22 protein-coding genes are annotated in these 17,455 nt (G+C 38.1%); 18 read left to right on the top strand and 4 right to left on the bottom strand.

The genetic code is table 11. The annotated features are described in order from the left end of the window. Positions 1 to 7: 7 nt before the first annotated feature. A complete protein-coding gene (locus E2626_RS04270) occupies positions 8 to 406 on the bottom strand; it encodes a reverse transcriptase-like protein (protein WP_134380023.1) in 399 nt (132 codons plus the stop codon). 92 nt (positions 407 to 498) lie between these two features. On the opposite strand from E2626_RS04270, the gene E2626_RS04265 reads away from it, so the two are divergent. Together E2626_RS04265 and E2626_RS04260 are read left to right on the top strand one after the other, a co-directional pair. Further along, on the top strand, positions 499 to 1,167 hold the full coding sequence (locus tag E2626_RS04265; protein WP_134380021.1) for a reverse transcriptase-like protein: 669 nt from the start codon (positions 499 to 501) through the stop codon (positions 1,165 to 1,167). Next, positions 1,160 to 1,345, top strand: coding sequence for a zinc-finger domain-containing protein (locus E2626_RS04260; RefSeq protein ID WP_424955112.1), 186 nt, complete (start codon positions 1,160 to 1,162; stop codon positions 1,343 to 1,345). Before E2626_RS04265 ends, E2626_RS04260 begins: the two co-directional genes overlap by 8 nt. 86 nt (positions 1,346 to 1,431) lie before the next feature. Here E2626_RS04260 and cspD read toward each other — a convergent pair whose 3' ends face one another. Beyond that, positions 1,432 to 1,635: a cold-shock protein CspD gene (cspD, locus tag E2626_RS04255; RefSeq protein ID WP_134380017.1), complete on the bottom strand. Its 204-nt coding sequence runs from the start codon at positions 1,633 to 1,635 to the stop codon at positions 1,432 to 1,434. Positions 1,636 to 1,933: 298 nt separating this feature from the next. Between cspD and mntR the strand changes: the two genes are divergently transcribed. The 8 genes from mntR to E2626_RS04215 all read left to right on the top strand — a co-directional run bounded on the left by mntR (position 1,934) and on the right by E2626_RS04215 (position 9,707). Continuing rightward, complete coding sequence (gene mntR, locus E2626_RS04250; RefSeq protein ID WP_134380015.1) at positions 1,934 to 2,353, top strand: transcriptional regulator MntR; 420 nt, start codon at positions 1,934 to 1,936, stop codon at positions 2,351 to 2,353. An 85-nt stretch (positions 2,354 to 2,438) separates the two neighbouring features. Continuing rightward, on the top strand, positions 2,439 to 4,124 hold the full coding sequence (locus E2626_RS04245) for a formate--tetrahydrofolate ligase (RefSeq protein WP_134380013.1): 1,686 nt from the start codon (positions 2,439 to 2,441) through the stop codon (positions 4,122 to 4,124). Between the two features lie 172 nt (positions 4,125 to 4,296). Continuing rightward, on the top strand, positions 4,297 to 4,788 hold the full coding sequence (locus E2626_RS04240; RefSeq protein ID WP_166786736.1) for a hypothetical protein: 492 nt from the start codon (positions 4,297 to 4,299) through the stop codon (positions 4,786 to 4,788). 1 nt (position 4,789) lies between these two features. Beyond that, positions 4,790 to 5,404: an HD domain-containing protein gene (locus E2626_RS04235; protein ID WP_134380009.1), complete on the top strand. Its 615-nt coding sequence runs from the start codon at positions 4,790 to 4,792 to the stop codon at positions 5,402 to 5,404. Continuing rightward, the gene (locus tag E2626_RS04230) at positions 5,401 to 7,275 is read left to right on the top strand and encodes an ABC-F family ATP-binding cassette domain-containing protein (protein WP_134380007.1); all 1,875 of its coding nucleotides are present in this window, start codon (positions 5,401 to 5,403) and stop codon (positions 7,273 to 7,275) included. The genes E2626_RS04235 and E2626_RS04230 overlap by 4 nt, the downstream gene beginning before the upstream one ends. Positions 7,276 to 7,347: 72 nt before the next feature. Then, entirely contained in the window at positions 7,348 to 8,484 is a 1,137-nt protein-coding gene (locus tag E2626_RS04225) for a conserved virulence factor C family protein (protein ID WP_134380005.1), read from the top strand. Between the two features lie 4 nt (positions 8,485 to 8,488). Next, positions 8,489 to 8,923 carry a BrxA/BrxB family bacilliredoxin gene (locus tag E2626_RS04220; RefSeq protein WP_134380003.1) on the top strand — a complete coding sequence of 145 codons (435 nt, stop codon included), beginning with the start codon at positions 8,489 to 8,491 and terminating at the stop codon, positions 8,921 to 8,923. A gap of 10 nt (positions 8,924 to 8,933) precedes the next feature. Further along, positions 8,934 to 9,707 carry a class I SAM-dependent methyltransferase gene (locus tag E2626_RS04215; RefSeq protein WP_166786735.1) on the top strand — a complete coding sequence of 258 codons (774 nt, stop codon included), beginning with the start codon at positions 8,934 to 8,936 and terminating at the stop codon, positions 9,705 to 9,707. A 234-nt stretch (positions 9,708 to 9,941) separates the two neighbouring features. Here E2626_RS04215 and E2626_RS04210 read toward each other — a convergent pair whose 3' ends face one another. Continuing rightward, a complete protein-coding gene (locus tag E2626_RS04210) occupies positions 9,942 to 10,517 on the bottom strand; it encodes a YpjP family protein (protein ID WP_134379999.1) in 576 nt (191 codons plus the stop codon). Positions 10,518 to 11,100: 583 nt separating this feature from the next. Between E2626_RS04210 and E2626_RS04205 the strand changes: the two genes are divergently transcribed. After that, complete coding sequence (locus E2626_RS04205) at positions 11,101 to 12,042, top strand: thymidylate synthase (protein ID WP_134379997.1); 942 nt, start codon at positions 11,101 to 11,103, stop codon at positions 12,040 to 12,042. A gap of 11 nt (positions 12,043 to 12,053) precedes the next feature. Further along, positions 12,054 to 12,536 carry a dihydrofolate reductase gene (locus E2626_RS04200; RefSeq protein WP_134379995.1) on the top strand — a complete coding sequence of 161 codons (483 nt, stop codon included), beginning with the start codon at positions 12,054 to 12,056 and terminating at the stop codon, positions 12,534 to 12,536. A 66-nt stretch (positions 12,537 to 12,602) separates the two neighbouring features. Here E2626_RS04200 and trhA read toward each other — a convergent pair whose 3' ends face one another. Beyond that, positions 12,603 to 13,241 carry a PAQR family membrane homeostasis protein TrhA gene (gene trhA / locus E2626_RS04195; RefSeq protein WP_208528126.1) on the bottom strand — a complete coding sequence of 213 codons (639 nt, stop codon included), beginning with the start codon at positions 13,239 to 13,241 and terminating at the stop codon, positions 12,603 to 12,605. Between the two features lie 244 nt (positions 13,242 to 13,485). Between trhA and E2626_RS04190 the strand changes: the two genes are divergently transcribed. From E2626_RS04190 to E2626_RS04165, 6 genes are all read left to right on the top strand, one after another. Next, entirely contained in the window at positions 13,486 to 14,307 is an 822-nt protein-coding gene (locus E2626_RS04190) for a DegV family protein (protein WP_244094238.1), read from the top strand. Positions 14,308 to 14,460: 153 nt separating this feature from the next. Continuing rightward, a complete protein-coding gene (locus E2626_RS04185; RefSeq protein WP_166786734.1) occupies positions 14,461 to 15,264 on the top strand; it encodes an SGNH/GDSL hydrolase family protein in 804 nt (267 codons plus the stop codon). Between the two features lies 1 nt (position 15,265). Next, positions 15,266 to 15,841 carry a YpmS family protein gene (locus E2626_RS04180; protein WP_166786733.1) on the top strand — a complete coding sequence of 192 codons (576 nt, stop codon included), beginning with the start codon at positions 15,266 to 15,268 and terminating at the stop codon, positions 15,839 to 15,841. A gap of 63 nt (positions 15,842 to 15,904) precedes the next feature. Next, entirely contained in the window at positions 15,905 to 16,393 is a 489-nt protein-coding gene (msrA, locus tag E2626_RS04175) for a peptide-methionine (S)-S-oxide reductase MsrA (RefSeq protein ID WP_134380373.1), read from the top strand. Next, entirely contained in the window at positions 16,390 to 16,812 is a 423-nt protein-coding gene (msrB, locus tag E2626_RS04170; RefSeq protein ID WP_134379985.1) for a peptide-methionine (R)-S-oxide reductase MsrB, read from the top strand. The genes msrA and msrB overlap by 4 nt, the downstream gene beginning before the upstream one ends. A gap of 94 nt (positions 16,813 to 16,906) precedes the next feature. Continuing rightward, the gene (locus E2626_RS04165; RefSeq protein WP_134379983.1) at positions 16,907 to 17,407 is read left to right on the top strand and encodes a PTS sugar transporter subunit IIA; all 501 of its coding nucleotides are present in this window, start codon (positions 16,907 to 16,909) and stop codon (positions 17,405 to 17,407) included. The last annotated feature ends 48 nt before the right edge of the window (positions 17,408 to 17,455 follow it).

Genomic DNA, 17,455 nt, shown 5'->3' with positions numbered 1-17,455 from the left:
GAGCGCTTCAGCTCTTCTTTTTTTGGTTTAAAACCGCCTGTCTGGCAAGTTTGTCAGCAACAGTATTCTCTTTGCCTGGAATCCATTTAATAAAAAACAGATCAAATTCATCGAGCAGTTTATTCATCTCAGGTAAATAATGGGCATATTTTTTATTCTTAATGTATCTTTTTTCAACTGCTGCATAAACAGCCTGAGAATCAGTTTTACAGGAAACAATTTGATTTTTATAGGGAAGACATTTTTCAAGGCCAATAATTAAAGCCTCATACTCTGCTTCATGATTAGTCATCTCTTTCAGGGGAATGGAAAATTGAAGACTATCGTTGCCGTTTTTTACAAAAATACCTGCGCCGCTTATACCGGGATTGCCGGCACTTGCACCATCTATATACAATTCAATCATGTTTTAGCCTCCTTAATTGAAGTGTATCAGCAGTTGCGCAGAGGGACAATTCAATTGTACAATTAAGAGACTGAAGGAAAGGGGAGAGATGTATGAAGATATATTTTACTGCACTATACCATCATCCTTCAGGCGCAAAGCTTTCATTTCAAAGTAATTGGATAGCTGATAATCAGGCACTTTTATTCATTTCAGATTTTGAAAAAACGGGAAGATTTTTCAATATAACTGTTCATGATGATCTTGGCCAGCAGTGGAATATAAAAGAGTTCAAAAAAATAATGACTAAAACAGCCGGTTCAGCAAAAGATATTACTATCCATTTTGATGCTGCTTTTAATAAGTCTGATCAAGCAGCGGGTCTCGGGTGGGTGATAGATTATAACCGGGATGATGAATCGTTTGTTGAAAAGAATAACAAACAGTTAAACGGAATTACTTCTAATAACGAAGCAGAATACGCTGCATTGTACTATTCAATTGAACATGCGTTAAAAATAGCTGATGGCAATATGCAGGTTATTCGATGCAGTGGTGACGCTCTGACAGTAATCAATCAAATGAAGGGTGAATGGCCCTGCTATGACCTTGATTTAAACACGTGGGCAGAGAAGATTGATCGGCTGCTATCGTCAGAAGGTATGACTTCTATCTATTTTCACATAACTAGAAATCAGAATAAAAATGCTCATAAATTAGCTGAACAGGCAATCAATCATACAGATATAAAAAGTCTGAATAAGACTGGTAAGGATGATTAAAATGGAAAAAATGACTGCAATTTCTGAATTAGATGAGTTGATGAATACTTATTGCACAGAATGCCCGGTTAAAAAAGAGCTCAGATCCGAAAAAGGGAAGTTATATGCGCATAAATTTTGCATTTCTGAATGTTCGATAGGGCTGAAACTTAAAGAAATAGGCCGGCGGTTATCTTAAAGGCAGAGACGGCTATTTTATTAAGCCTTGAAATGTCTGCTTCACAGAAAGAAAAAATAAAAAAGCCGGCAGCTGCCGGCTTTATATTATTCCTTTTTAGTCACATTAGCGGCCTGTGGTCCACGATTTCCTTCTATAATTTCAAAAGAAACTTCCTGGCCTTCCTCTAGGGATTTGTAGCCATCACCCTGCACGGCTGTAAAATGTACAAACACATCATCGCCACCTTCAACTTCCAAGAATCCGTAGCCTTTTTCGTTATTGAACCATTTTACTTTGCCATTATGCATTTGATTTCCTCCCTGCTATTTCCCTAAAGAGATTTGCATTCAACTCCATCTCACCATCGAATGCTATTTTTACTATACACATCATTAAAAATTCAGTCAACAACAAGATTGAATTTTCAAAAATCATTCATTGACATGACAAAATTACTTGCCTGAACGCGAAACGTGTATTTGTTCAGGATGTATTATAACGTTACATTGAATCATATTTGCAAACTTGAATACAGTTGTTTCAATGAAGTCCTTATAGTACACTTTACAAGTAGAAAAAATGGTTTTATTGAGGAGGGGTCCCCGCATGCCAACGCCCAGCATGGAGGATTATATCGAACAAATTTACTTATTAATTGATCAAAAAGGGTATGCAAGAGTTTCTGACATTGCCGAAGCATTGTCGGTCCATCCATCCTCTGTTACTAAAATGGTACAAAAACTGGACAAGGATGAGTACCTGATTTATGAAAAATACCGAGGGCTTGTTTTAACCAAAAAAGGTAATAAAATAGGTAAAAGACTCGTTTTCAGACATGAACTGCTCGAGCAGTTTTTAACTGTCATAGGTGTGAAAGATGAAAACATTTATAATGATGTAGAAGGAATCGAGCATCATTTAAGCTGGAATTCGATAGACCGGATAGGAGATTTGGTTCAGCTGTTTGAAAATGATCCTGAGCTGATTCAAAAACTTAGAAAGTTACAGGAGAAAGAAGACCAATAAACCGCTGATTTAGCGGTTTTTGTTTGTTTTAAAATCATGACGACGTGTTATAATTAATGCATTACATATATAGTGGAGGCTTGTTATGACGACAAAAAAAACTGTTCCTTCAGACATTGATATTGCTCAGGCTGCATCGATGATGACGATTACTGATATCGCTGCAGGTGTTGGCCTGACTGATGAAGATATAGAAATGTATGGTCAATACAAAGCTAAAATCAAATTTGATACAATTGACAGATTAAAAACAGCTAAGGATGGCAAGCTGATTCTTGTTACATCAATTAATCCAACCCCTGCCGGAGAAGGGAAGTCTACAGTGACTGTCGGTCTCGCTGATGCGCTTAAAGCTTCCGGTAAAAATTCTATGGTTGCTTTAAGAGAGCCATCTCTTGGGCCTGTAATGGGTGTTAAAGGTGGTGCTACCGGTGGAGGTTATGCTCAGGTGCTGCCTATGGAAGATATTAACCTGCATTTCACAGGAGATATACATGCAATCACAACTGCCAATAACGCATTATCAGCATTTATAGATAATCATATTCACCAGGGAAATAAGCTTGAAATTGATCCGAGAAGAATTCTCTGGAAGAGAGTTATGGATATGAATGACCGTGCGTTAAGACAAATTGTTGTGGGGTTAGGTGGTCCTGCAAGGGGAATACCAAGAGAAGATGGATTTGACATTACTGTAGCGTCAGAAATAATGGCAGTGCTGTGTTTATCGTCATCCCTTAAAGATATGAAAGCCCGCTTATCCAATATTGTCATTGCCTATACATACGAGAAAGAGCCTGTCACTGTGGCTGACCTCGATGTTCAGGGAGCACTGGCTTTACTTCTCAAAGATGCATTGAAACCAAATATCGTACAAACACTTGAGCATACACCAGCACTGATTCATGGAGGGCCATTTGCTAATATTGCGCACGGCTGTAATTCTGTACTGGCTACTAAAACAGCACTTAAACTTGCAGACTACGTTGTAACGGAATCCGGTTTTGGTGCAGACCTGGGTGCAGAAAAATTCTTAAATATTAAGACGCGAACAACCGGTAAACATCCTGATGCGGTTGTGATAGTAGCAACGATCAGAGCTTTAAAAATGCACGGTGGAAAGCCTAAAAATGAATTAACTGATGAGGATGCAAAAGCGTTAAAGCTGGGATTGGCAAATCTCCAAAAACATTTGGAAACAATTCATCAATTCGGTTTACCTGCTGTAGTTGCAATTAATAAATTTCATACTGACACTGATGCAGAAATAAAAATATTGGAAGAATTCTGCCAAAATCAGGATGTTCCTTTTTCGTTAACTGAAGTGTGGGAAAAAGGCGGGGAAGGTGGCAGAGATTTAGCTGCAAGAGTGATTGAAGCAATTGAAGGACCTGCTGATTTTTCTTATCTCTATCCTCTTGATCTTCCTGTTAAAGAAAAGATTAATTCAATCGTACAAAAAGTTTATGGCGGGTCTGAAGCAGTCTTTTCGAAGAAAGCAGAGGCTCAAATTAAACAATATGAGGAATATGGCTGGGACAGCTTACCTGTCTGTATGGCTAAAACTCAGTATTCACTATCTGATGATCCATCGCTATATGGCAGACCTGAAGGGTTTAAAGTTTCAATCCGGGAGGTTGTACCAAAGCTTGGAGCAGGGTTTTTAGTTGCATTAACCGGAGATGTCATGACGATGCCGGGGCTTCCGAAAAACCCGGCAGCTCAAAAAATGGATGTTACAGATGATGGAAAAGGTGTCGGGTTATTTTAAAGTTATGTCAAAAGCATCCCCAAAAAGGATGCTTTTGTTTTTCCGGGGTTCTGTTTAAGTTCAGTGCCAGTTTGTAGTATAAATTTAAGGATTTAGATTTCATAAAAGTTTAATTAAATCGTTTAGTGATAATCAATATGCTATGATGACGAAAAAAGATTGTGGGGATATGATGTTTGATCCAACTGCGTTTGATAACTTAAAAACTGTACTGGAAGGTACTGTTTACGATCGTGATATAGATGGAACGATTAAAATCACTTCTCGTACAGATCAGATTGATATCGCAACCCTGTGCAGAAATTTCAATCTTACATTCCATGTAAATGAACATTCCTATGAAGCTGATATGAACCTTTATGCAGATCTCAGGAAACTTTCAGCTGAACTGCTGACGACAAATGATAGCGAAGCGGGTGCAGTCATCTCAATTATTTTTAGAAAGCACAGTGAAGAATGGACTGATAGGGATTTGAACATTCTCTCTCAACAATGGGGGGAGAGCAGGTGCTATGATATTAGAAAAATCTCTTCAAGCAGAAACCCGGATTTTTGTGAAGCCGTAGTCAGGTTTGAAAGAACGATTACTGAGGAAATGATAAGAGATATTGAGGACATGGTCTATTTTGTCATAGAAACGCTTGATTTTCTGGAGGAAAAGTAAAATGATTTCAATTTCCAATGAGCAGTTAAGGCTGACTAAAAATCTGGTGATCGGATTCTATCAGGAAGACCGGACAGGACATGACTGGGATCACATCATGCGTGTGAAGAATCTTGCTTTGAAAATTGCTGAAATTGAAGGAGTAAATAATCTTCACCTGATAGAAATGCTTAGCTATCTCCACGATGTCGGTGATAATAAACTACATTCCAGTGAACAAAAAGCTAATCATTTTTTACAGCAAACAATAGAAAAGATAGGATTTTCTGAACGTGAAATGGAATATATATTACTTCAGGTAAAGTCGGTAAGCTATCGGAACAGAGGCATTTACAATGGAAATGATGAAAGTAAAATTGTTGCTGATGCTGACAGACTTGATGCCATTGGAGCTATAGGAATCGCACGCGCTTTTACATATGGGGGAGCCAAAAGCCAAAAGCTTCACAGCCGCAAAAATAACGATGATACTGTGATCTCACATTTTTATGATAAACTTCTGAACCTGAAAGATGAGATGCATACTAAAACTGCATATAAAATAGCACTTGAACGGCACCGGTTTTTAGAAATCTTTACAGATCAATTTCTGAATGAATGGAATGGTAAAAAATGAAGCAGTGTAAAATATTAAATATCACAAAGTCTTACGGCGAAAAAAACCTGTTCCAGGACTTGTCATTCACCATTACAGACTCAGATAAAATAGGTCTGATCGGAGTAAATGGTACAGGAAAATCCACGTTGATGAAGTTAATTACTGGAGTAGAATATCCGGATGAAGGCATCATCGAACGACCTAAGAATTATACGATTAAACTGCTTGACCAGGAACCTGAACTTAATGGTGAACTGACAATAATGGAAACGATTTTTGAAAGTGATGCTGAAATTACAAAATTAATGAATCAGTATACTGCGATTATGAAAAAATATGAACTTAAACCGGAATCGGCTGAAATCCAATCTGAAATGCTCAGTATTCAGCAGAGAATGGATGAAGAAAATGCTTGGGATGCAGCTTCTAAAGCAAAGTCAGTTTTATCAAAATTAGGAATTCAAAATACGGAAATGAAACTGAAACAGCTCTCAGGGGGACAAAAGAAAAGAGTTGCGCTTGCGCAAGTCCTGTTAGAAGAACCTGACTTGCTTCTGCTTGACGAGCCTACGAACCATCTGGATTATGAAGCGATCCTTTGGCTTGGTCAGTATTTGCAAAAATACCCCGGTTCTTTATTGTTCGTCTCACATGATCGATATTTTATTGATCAGGTTTCTAATTCAATGTTGGAAATTGATAAAGGTAAGGCTTATAAATATAAAGGGAATTACCAGCGATTTATTGAAGCGAAAGCTGAACGAGAAGACCAGGAAGCTTCTGAAGAAAGAAAGAAAACAAATTTATATAAGAACGAATTAGCCTGGATGCGCAAAGGAGCAAAGGCGCGTACAACAAAACAGAAAGCGAGAATCCAGCGGTTTGAAAATCTTGAAACGTCGATGTCGAAAGAAGATGACAATGAATTAAATATTGGTGCCTTAAGCAGCAGGCTTGGCAAACAGGTAATAGAATTAAAAAATGTTTCAAAGAAGTATGATCGGGTTTTATTTGAGAATTTTAGTTTACTGGTTATTCCTGGTGACAGGATTGGGATAGCAGGGTCAAATGGCAGCGGAAAATCTACTTTAATGAACATGATCGCAGGACGTGTGAAACCTGACAGTGGGTCAGTGGAAATTGGGCAGACTGTAAAAATTGCTTATTTTTCGCAGGAGATTGAGGAAATTGATCAGCAGTTGAGAATGATAGAGTATATTAGAGAATCAGCTGAAGTTGTTGAAACAGCAGAAGGTACAATTTCTGCTTCTCAAATGCTTGAACAATTTTTGTTTCCTCCTGAATCCCATGGTACCCCAATCTATAAATTGTCCGGTGGAGAAAAGAGAAGACTGTATTTATTAAAGTTGCTGATGAAACAGCCTAATGTTTTGATGCTGGATGAACCGACCAATGATCTGGATACACAAACGCTGACTGTGCTTGAAAATTTCCTGGACATTTTTGGCGGAGTCGTAATCACCGTATCCCATGACAGATACTTTTTAGATAAAGTTACAGATAAACTGATTATATTTAAAGAGTCCGGGCCACCGGAAGTAACGCTGGATGATTATTCTACCTATTTAGAAAAGCAATTGAATCTACCTGCAGATGAGCCGGTCAAAAATCCGTTGAAAGAACAAAATACGGCAGAAACTAAAAAAGAGAAAACAAGATTATCATATAAAGAAAAATTAGAATGGGAAGAGATCACTTCTTCAATAGAGAATATCGAAGGAAAAATAGAAGCGCTTGAGCAAGAGTTAAATGAAACAGGTAGTGATTTTGTAAGAGCAGAAGAAATTAATGCAGAGCTGGTATCACTTAATGACAAATTAGAAGAATTGATTGAAAGATGGAGCTACTTATCAGAATTTGCTGAGTAAGCCCTTTTCTTCAAGTGAAAATTCTATTGTGATACAATGCAACTAGATTTGGACATAATCGGAGGGGTAAAGTTGAAAATACTTTCTATAGAACCAACACCAAGTCCGAATACAATGAAGGTCATTGTGGACGAGGCATTAGCAGGCGGTAAGAGTAATAATTACAAAAAAGATGATGCTGAACAGGCACCTGATAAAATTAAGCAACTTCTGGAGATAGATGGTGTAAAAGGGATCTACCACGTGGCTGATTTCCTTGCTGTTGAAAGACATCCAAAGGCAGACTGGGAAGCTGTCTTGCCAGAGGTGCGCTCTGTATTCGGTGAGGATGCGGAGAATGAAACAAAGGAACAAACTGTCGATGAGCATTACGGCGAGGTAAATGTTCAAGTGCTTCAATTTAAAGGTATTCCTTTGCAGATCAAACTGCTGAGTGGAGATGAAGAAAAAAGATATGGATTGCCTGATTATTTTGCTCAGGCTATGAGTAACGCGCAATTAGAAGGTGACAATGTAGTACTTCAAAGGAAATGGAAAGACTTTGGTGTAAGATATGGAGATCTGGATAAAATCGCAAATGAAGTGTCAGAAGAGATTCTTGCTTCCTATCCATCTAGCAGGGTGCAGGCAATTGTAGAAGCTTCAAGGGAAGCCGGCAGCGCACCTGTTCAAACGAGAGAACTGAAGAAAGTAACTGTAGAAATGTTAAAAGCGTGTGACAGCTGGCAGGAAAGATATCAGCTGCTGGAACAGATACCTGAACCATCTGTTGATGATATTCCAATGCTGAATGTTGCACTTGAAGATGAAAAAGTTTCAGTCAGAAGACTTGCTGTTATTTATCTGGGAATGATCGAAAATGAAGAAGTGCTTCCTTCACTTTACAAAGGGTTAACCGATAGAAATGCGTCTGTCAGAAGAACTGCTGGGGACTGTTTATCCGACTTAGGTTTCCCTGCAGCTGAAAGAGAAATGATGAAAGCTCTGGGCGATAAGAATAAACTCGTTCGCTGGAGAGCTGCAATGTTTTTATATGAAGCTGGTACTGAACAATCACTTCAGACATTAAAAGAAGCAGAAGAAGATCCTGAATTTGAAGTAAAACTTCAAATTAAAATGGCTATCGAGCGGATTGCAGGCGGGCAGGAAGCTAAAGGATCTGTGTGGAAACAAATGACCGAGGCAAGAAATCAGAGAATGGAGGAATAAATTAATGTCGATGGCTTATGAAGAATATATGCGACAATTAGTAAAACCGATGAGACAGGAACTCACACAAGCAGGGTTTCAGGAACTCAGAACTGCTGAAGAAGTTGAGTCATTTATGGAAGAATCAAAAGGTACTTCTCTTGTGGTCATTAACTCTGTCTGTGGATGTGCAGCAGGTCTTGCACGACCTGCAGTCACACAGGCACTGATTACACATGACAAAGAACCTGATCATCTGGTGACAGTTTTTGCAGGACAGGACAAAGAAGCGACTGCTAAAATGCGCGCACAATTTCCTGACTTTGAACCATCTTCACCTTCAATTGTATTATTAAAAGATAATGAAGTAGCACATTTTATTCCACGGGAAGAAATTGAAGACCATGATGTAGAAGAAATTGTAGATAACTTAAAAACTGCAATGGATAAATATTGCTAAGGGATCAGCTGTGATCATTACTACGTCCGGAAGACCCGGAGAAATCACGTATCTGAATGTAGTCAAAGCGCAACAATTTTTTTCTGATGCGATATTTATAGAAAGAGATAAGAGATCTATAAAACAATTGCAGGAGCAGTTTAAAGACTTAATTCTTGTTGCCGGTGAAAATAGATTTGAACTATATACGATGGAATCCAGTGATCCATTTTTTTATCATCCTAATTCAGCATCATTCAGAATTAAAAGAATGATCAAAGGTGAAAAAGATCCGCTCATAGAAGCAGCGGATCTTTTGCCTGAAGATCGTTTTCTGGACTGTACGGCAGGTTTGGCGTCAGATGCACTCGTTGCATCCTGGTTTTGCAATCAGCCAGTAACGGCAATTGAATCGAAAAGAGAAATTGCATTTATAACTGCTCAGGGTTTAAAGTGCTTTCAGCATAAAATTGATGATATTAATGCTGCCATGCGTAAAATAAATATACATAATGAGCATGCAGACTCCTATTTGAAAAACTGTCTTAGTGACAGCTTTGATGTCGTTTATTTTGACCCGATGTTTCATGAAGCAATACAATCTGAAGGGCTTTCGCACATGAGGGAATTAGCTGATTACGACGATGGACACCTATATGATAGCGTTCAGGAGGCAGTTAGGGTTGCAAGAAAAACTGTTGTGTTAAAAGATCATTTCCGGTCAAATCGATTTCATCAGCTCGGCTTTGAACGAATCATCAGACCTTCAACAAAACAGCATTACGGTGTGATATCAGTAAAATAAAAAAGAGGCTGAGACAAAAACAAACTTTTTTGTTGAGTTAAACAATATTTATATTAAAATCTAAGTGTAGCGGAGCGTAATGCGTGACTCCAGCGCGAGGAGACGGACAGGTGAGACCCCGCAGGCGCGAAGCGGTGAGGAGGCTCACCGCCGGCCGCGCGGAAAGCGTCCGCCTGAAGCGCAGCGAAACGAGTAAGAGGATGAGACAGCTTATGTCCCATCCTCTTTTAAAAGTTAATGTATTTGTTCTGATCCAAACTTTGCCGGGGTATCTTTACCCCAGTAAACATCTGCCAGTTCATGGTGAGTTTCAAAACCATCTTCTGCAGTGTGATAGTGGAAGTTAAATGTATAGCCTTCGAGGGGAGGGCGGTCTTTTCTTACATGAAAATATAAAATTTCATCATTGGATTTCAAATCCATAATATGAAAAATTCTTTCCCCTTCACCCTTGCCAATTACAGGAGATATGGCTAAATCAGCAATTTCTTCTTCAGGATATGTATGTACAAGATCCAAAATGATTTCTTCTATTTTCGGCAGCACTTCTGATTCAAAATCAGTTTCAATTCTTGGAAGAATTCTGTCACCCAGTTTCGTAGCTGTAATTTCCCTGGCTTGCGCAATTAATTGTTCTGCTGATTGTTCTCTGTTTAGTGCAGGAATCGTGGTGATTTCCAGCATATCTGTTGAGAGTTCGTGGTTTTCTGATTTTTGTGTATTCCAGGCAAGTAAATCCTGTGGAGATATCAGTCCGAAAGTAAGGATTGATATAAAAACGACGAATGATTTTTTAATCCAGTTAGGCATTTCACTTTTCCTTTCAATAAAGAATTCGCTAAATCAAGTTCTGCGATGGACTACTAAAGTTAAATCAATTATACTAGAATACGAAAAGAAAAGCTCTAGATTTCTAAATATTTTCCTTAGGGGGTAAATGCTGTGGAAGAAATTATGATCGGACTCGGATTTCTATTAATGCTTGCATACTTCGTATACTTACAATTTGCTGAATAATAAAAAGCTGGCCAATGCCAGCTTTTTGTTTATATTCATGACGATACTATATTCCGGTGTTGTCTATGCACTGTTGGTGATTGTAGCGTAAGGCGTTGACCCCTTGCGCCAGGCCGAAGCAAAATCAATAGCAAATTTTACTGAGCTATTTAAATAAAAGCTATGTTAAAGTCCAATGTTGTTTTAGCACAGATGGTGATTGCAGCGGAAGGGGGACGACTCCAGCAGGATAAGCGTGACAGGTGAGACCCCGCAGCGCGGTACGCGAGGAGGCGAGGGTGGCGCCATAAAACGGCGCACCTGCGGAAAGCGTTCCCCCAGCAGCGGAAATCAACAGCCACCTTTAACAGAGCTTAAATTAAAGGAGAGCTTTCAGATGAAACAGTATCATGAATTACTGGAACATGTACTAAAAAGTGGCACTGAAAAAAGTGACAGAACCGGTACAGGCACATTTAGTTCATTCGGACATCAAATGAGGTTTAATCTTCAGGAAGGCTTTCCGCTTGTCACGACAAAAAAAGTGCCATTTAAACTCATTGTCAGTGAATTGCTGTGGTTTATTAAAGGAGATACGAATATTAAGTATCTTTTAAAACATAATAACCATATTTGGGATGAGTGGGCTTTTAAAAAATGGGTGGAATCCGATGTTTACAACGGTCCGGATATGACTGATTTTGGTTTGCGGAGCTTGAAAGATGAAGAGTTCAAAGAAATGTATAAAGAACAAATGAATATTTTTCAGAAAAATGTATTAAATGATGAACAATTTGCAAACAGGTTTGGAGATTTAGGGTCTGTTTATGGAAAACAGTGGCGCGAATGGAATAAATCGAATGGGGAAACGATTGATCAACTTCGGGAAGTGATATCATCTATTAAACATTCTCCTGATTCGAGAAGACATATAGTAAGTGCATGGAACCCTGAAGATGTTCCAACAATGGCACTGCCTCCATGTCATACTTTATTTCAATTTTATGTTGCAAATGGTAAATTATCTTGTCAATTGTATCAAAGAAGCGGGGATTTATTTCTTGGTATCCCATTTAATATCGCCAGCTATGCGCTGCTGACTCATCTTGTCGCGAATGAATGCGGATTAGAGCCTGGAGAATTTATTCATACAATTGGTGATGCACATATCTATTCCAATCATATCGATCAGGTACAAACACAGCTCAAAAGGGATTTCAAAAAATTGCCATCTCTTAGTATCACTGATGACAAGTCAATTTTCGATCTGGAACCTGAGGATATAAAAATTAAAAACTACAATCCGCATCCAGCCATTAAAGCGCCAGTAGCCGTATAAGGAGGAAAAATATGATTTCAATGATCAGCGCACACGATTTAAACAGAGTCATAGGCAAAGATGGTGAAATGCCCTGGCATTTGCCGGATGATTTGAAATATTTTCAAAAGACTACGTCTGGTCACAGTATTCTGATGGGCCGAAAAACGTTTGAATCAATGAACGGTCCATTAAAAAACAGGAAAAATATTGTTCTGACCAGGAACAGTGATTGGAGTCATGAGGGAGCAATAGTTGTTTCTGAATTAGAAGATGGATTAAAACTGCTGAATGAGGCCGATGAAGGCTTTGTGATCGGCGGCGGTGAAATTTATAAGATGGCGCTTGCAAAAGCAGATAGGTTATACATTACACTCATTCACGAAAAATTTGATGGTGACACTTATTTTCCGGATTACTCAGATGATGAGTGGGAATTGATTTCAAATGTGAAAGGTGAAAAAAACGAAAAGAATCCTTACACGTATGAGTATAGAATTTATGAAAGAACATAAAAAAACCTCCGGAAAATGCTTCAAAAGTCAAATTTCAAGACTTTTTTCGCAATTCCGGAGATTTTTTTAAGCATAAAAGTATACGCAGAAATACATAAAAGCACTGCCTGCTATAACGAATAAATGCCAAATCGCATGATTGTAAGGCAGTTTTCTCCACACATAGAATATGGCACCGATTGAATAAAATAATCCGCCGGTAAGGAGTAATCCAAACCCTGCAGGAGAAAGTTCATTGTATAAGGGCACTGCCGCAATAATAATTAACCAGCCCATTAATACATAAAACAGTGTTGAAATAATCTGGTAGCGGTCAACAAAGTAGCATTTAAAAACAATACCGGCTGCAGCTAAGCCCCATACCAGACCGAAAATCGTCCAGCCGAGCGGGTCACGAATCGTAACGAGTACGAAAGGTGTGTAGGTTCCTGCAATCAGGAGGTAAATGGCTGAATGGTCCATAATGGCGAACAAACGCTTTAATTTCTCTGAGCGTACACTGTGTAATAATGTTGAGCATAAATAAAGTATGAGCATCGTTGAACCGAAAATCGCAAAACTGACGATGTGCCAGGCCGTACCTCTTTCAACAGCTGCTAAAATAATCATTACGAGAGCAGGGATTGACAGCAAAAAAGCTGCTCCATGTGTAATTGCATTCCAAAATTCTTCTCTCTGGTCTTTAAAGTCAAAAGTATCCAATATCTTTCTCACCTCGAATGTAACTGTTTATGTTATTGTACTTCTATAATAATATTCAATCAATGACAAATGGTTTTACTAAAGTTAATTATAAATATTGTTTCTGTAAAATAGTGTTTAAAATCGCTTCGCATCAACTCGATATGACAATTGTCACTAATTTATAAAAAATACTTTAAGTATTAGGATATTCAACTAATAGTTTGTATAATAATACTTAAGATATCAATGGATGAGGGGTAATTTGATGATTAAAATTGTAACTGATACAACTTCAGATTTAACTAATGATGAAATAGAAAAGTATGGTATTACAGTCGTTCCGTTAACTTTATTAATTGATGGTGAATCCTATTTGGACAGGTTTGAAATCTCACCTTCAGAATTTATGAAGAAGATGGCGAATTCTAAAGAATTACCTAAAAGTTCTCAGCCTTCAGCAGGAGCATTCAAAGAGGTTTACGATCAGCTTAGTGAAGATGGTTCCGAGGTGATTTCCATTCATATGACCGGAAAGATGAGTGGGACTGTCAGGTCTGCGGAAAGTGCAGCAGAATTAACAGATACGAAAGTAACTGTGATTGACTCAGGTTTTATTTCAAGAGCGCTTTCCTATCAGGTTTTAGAAGCAGCAGAAGCAGCCGCTCAGGGGAAGTCAGTGGAGGAAATCCTGGAAATAGTGAAAAAAGTAAAAGAGAATTCTTCACTCTATGTTGTAGTCGATACATTGGATAACCTGGTGAAGGGAGGAAGAATAGGGAAAGGCAGAGCGTTTTTAGGATCACTTCTAAATATCAAGCCTATTGCTTCACTCGCTGGCGGAGAGTATACTCCTGTATCAAAAGCCAGGAATCATACACAGGTTGCAAAGTATTTGAGTTCTCAATACGAACAGGAAACACAAGGTAAGATAGTGAAGGAAGTCAGCATTGTCCATGCAGACGGCATGCCACTGGTTGAAAAGGTGAAAAGTAAAATTAGTCAAGATCCATTTGTCAGTGAAACTACACCGGTCATTTCAACTCATACCGGTAAAGGTGCTATTGGTTTTATGTTTTATTTTGAATAAATGTAATCTTTTATCATCAAAACTTAATATTGTTCAATATGAACTGTGTCCGGAAGGCGGGCACAGTTTTTTAACAGTTCAAGTGAGTGCGAATTGTTTGAACCTGTTTTTGTAGTGATATAATGTGAGTAGAGTATGAGGCAGGTGTATATGATGAATAAAAAGATTTTTGTAATCTTCAGCGTTGTTTTTTTATTAATATCCGGATGCAATAATGTGTCGTCTGAACAGAATGTAAGAGAAATAAAACTGGATGACAAAATTATGCCCGACGATGAATTTTTTCCGCAACCACTTAAAATTGTGTCTTTAGGAGATTCGTTGACCCAGGGTGTAGGGGACAGCCAAAAATCCGGGGGGTATGTCCCTTTATTAGAGACACGCCTTGAAAGTAAAAAAAATATAGGAGAAGTTGACATCCTTAATTTTGGTAAAAGAGGGAACCGCTCAGATCAGCTTTTATCAAGAATTGACAAAGAAAATGATATTCAAAATGCGATTGCTGCATCTGATGTTGCGATCATTACAATTGGTGGTAATGACGTGATGAAAGTTGTGAAATCAACTTTTCCTTCATTAACTTTTGAAAATTTTGAAGGCGCAAGACTGAGCTATGAAGAAAATCTTACTGAAATACTATCAAACATAAGAGAAATCAATCCCGAAATATCAATTGTTCTTATGGGCATATATAATCCATTTTTTATTTTTTCAGCAGACGTAAAAGAAATGAAAATGATTGTTGATACTTGGAACGATTCAGGTAAAAACATAATAAACGATTATGATCAAACTAATTATGTTGATGTAGCCGATATATTCAGACAGTCTGACCAGAACTTATTGCATACTGATTATTTTCATCCGAATGATGAAGGATATTCATTAATCGCTGAAAGAATAGAGATGGGCGTCTTGGAGGTATTAGATGCGGACAGCAGTCAAGGAGATGAATAACATGAAAAATCTTTGGAAAGTTTTGTTTTTTAGCCTGCTATTACTTGTATTAGCAGGTGCAGCCGTTTTTGTATTCTTATTGTTTAGGCCGGTAGATGGGGAACAGGCGAATGCAACGCCTGCTGCTCCCCCTGAATCAAGAGCTGAATTTGAAGTCATAACAAATAGAGAAGATTTAACTATTGTAGCTAACAGGTTTATCCAAGAAGAACTGGGTGGGTCCATCGATTATTCAGTATTATTTGATGAACGTGTTAAGCTTAATGGAGAAATTCCAATCTTCAGTACGAGTATAGACTTTCAAATGTCTTTTGAAGCTAATGCCCTTGAAAATGGGAATTTACTATTAACTCAAGAAAGCCTTTCGCTTGGCGCAATTGATCTTCCAGTATCCAGTGTTTTAAAATTTATTGACGATTCATATGAATTCCCAGAATGGGTTGTGATGGAGCCTCAAAACCAACAGATTGTGGTTCAAGTTACTGAAATCGATGTTGCACAAGGATTAAATGTGAAGACTAATCAATTTAATCTGGAAGAAGATGAAATTTCATTTTCAATTTATGTACCACAATAATAGGAGTGATCATAAGTGACTAACTATGAAAAAGCAACTTTTGCAGGAGGGTGCTTCTGGTGCATGGTAAAACCATTTGATCAGGAACCCGGCATACATTCTGTAACCTCAGGATATACTGGCGGTCATACAGAAAATCCGACGTATAAAGAAGTTTGCAGTGAAACTACTGGACATCGTGAAGCTGTGCAAATTATTTTCGATCCACAGGTTTATTCATACGAAAAGCTATTGGAGATTTTTTGGGTACAAATTGATCCAACAGATGAAGGTGGACAATTTTTTGACCGGGGAGAATCTTATAAAACAGCAATATATGTTCACACTGAGAAACAAAGATTACTTGCAGAAGCTTCAAAAAATGAACTTGAACAAAGTGGAAAATATAACAAGCCGATTGTAACTGATATTTTTTCTGCATCTGAATTTTACCCTGCCGAAGAATCTCACCAAAATTATTACAGTAAAAATCCAGGTCACTACCAGGCTTACTATACTGGATCGGGTAGAAAAAGAATGGTAGAGCACAATAAGGAGAGATTTAATCAATGAAGAAAAAACTAAACGAATTAAATAAAATGCAGCTTGAAGTCACTCAAAACAATGGAACAGAACCTCCTTTTAAGAATGAATACTGGGATGAATTCAATGATGGCATCTATGTAGATATCATATCCGGTAAACCATTATTCAGTTCAAAAGATAAATACGATGCAGGTTGTGGCTGGCCGAGCTTTACAAAACCAATTGACCTGAATGACATTAGAGAAAAAAAAGATACGAGTCATTTTATGGTTCGGACTGAGGTCAGATCAAATGAAGCTGATTCACATTTAGGTCACGTTTTTAACGATGGACCCGGTCCTGACGGTTTAAGATATTGCATCAATTCTGCAGCAATGAAATTTGTTCCGGTTCATGATCTGGAGAAAGAAGGATACGGAGAATATAAAAACCTTTTTGAGGAATAATACTTGTGAATATATGAACAATTTGATAGACTGCTTTATGCGAAAGTTTAGTGGGAAGGTATTTTGTCTATATATACATGAGGAGAGTGATTAGATGTTAAAAAAATTATTTGGTAAAAAAGAAGAAGCACCAATAGACGTTGAAATTAAGTCTCCGATTACAGGTAATCTTTTATCCCTAGAAGAGGTGCCGGATCCTGTATTTTCTCAGAAAATGATGGGAGACGGCGTAGCAGTTGAACCAACCGATGGAAAAGTCGTATCTCCAATTGACGGGGAAGTGGTTCAGGTATTTCCAACAAAGCATGCAATCGGTTTGAAAGCCAAAAATGGAGCAGAAATTCTGATTCATATCGGACTGGAAACTGTTTCGATGGATGGAAAAGGGTTTGAAGCGCATGTGACTGAAGGTTCGAAAGTAAATGCTGGCGATCCGCTCGTTACATTTGATCTTGAACTAGTACGTTCAGAAGCTAAAAGTATTATTACACCGGTGATTATTACGAATGGTGATGACCTGGCAGGTATCGAAAAGCATTCAGTAGATACTGTCCAGGCTGGTCAGGACACAGTTTTGACCGTTTCATCTAAATAAGGTACAGGCTGTTCCTCAATTTATGGGGAACAGCTTTTTTAAGTGAAT

The organism is Jeotgalibacillus salarius, assembly GCF_004405125.1.
Classification (GTDB): Bacteria; Bacillota; Bacilli; order Bacillales; family Jeotgalibacillaceae; genus Jeotgalibacillus; species Jeotgalibacillus salarius.
This window is presented reverse-complemented; position numbering and strand designations above follow the sequence as displayed.